The sequence below is a fragment of the Cellulomonas sp. P4_H12 genome (assembly GCF_056400905.1).
This window is the reverse complement of record NZ_JBFUKJ010000171.1, coordinates 1-505: the sequence shown is the minus strand read 5'-3', so window position 1 is coordinate 505 and position 505 is coordinate 1. Positions and strand designations below refer to the sequence as shown.

Annotated in this window: 2 protein-coding genes; one reads left to right on the top strand and one right to left on the bottom strand. The window is 72.7% G+C overall.

Translation table 11 applies throughout. The annotated features are described in order from the left end of the window. Positions 1–8 precede the first annotated feature (8 nt). Entirely contained in the window at positions 9–158 is a 150-nt protein-coding gene (locus AC1DQC_RS20375; RefSeq protein ID WP_477053035.1) for a DUF456 family protein, read from the top strand. 13 nt (positions 159–171) lie between these two features. Here the strand turns inward: AC1DQC_RS20375 and AC1DQC_RS20370 are convergent. Beyond that, positions 172–505: amidohydrolase family protein (locus AC1DQC_RS20370; RefSeq protein ID WP_477053034.1), on the bottom strand; the 334-nt coding region annotated here is incomplete at its 5' end.

Genomic DNA, 505 nt, shown 5'->3' with positions numbered 1-505 from the left:
GCACCTACCTGGCCGAGGCGGGCCGTCGGCGCACCCATGCCGACGCCTGGCGTGCCACGGTGCACGCCACCAAGGCGGTGGGACTGTCGATGCTGGTGGAACTGCTCGGCGCCCTGGTCGCGGCCGGAATCTGGTTCGGCGCAGTCCTTCTCGCCTAGCTGTGGGCCGCTCTCAGCTGGGGGACGGGTCGGTCAGCCGGTACCAGGCGCGGGCGTTGCCGCTGAGCACGGCGTCCAGGTCGTCGCCGACTGCCTCGGTCACCAGGTCCAGGTCCGCGGCCTCGAAGGCCCGTCGCGCCCGGGTCCCGGGGAGGTCCGTACCGAACATCAGCGCCGACGGGTTCACCGCGTGCAGGCGGCGCAGGGCGTCGCCGACGTCGTCGATGGTGGCCCGGCCGAACCCGGTGGCCTTGACCTTCGCGCCCCGGTCCACCAGGTCCAGCAGGTACGGCAGCCCGCGGGTGGACATGCCCAGATGGTCGATGCTCACCGCGGGGAGCTTCTTG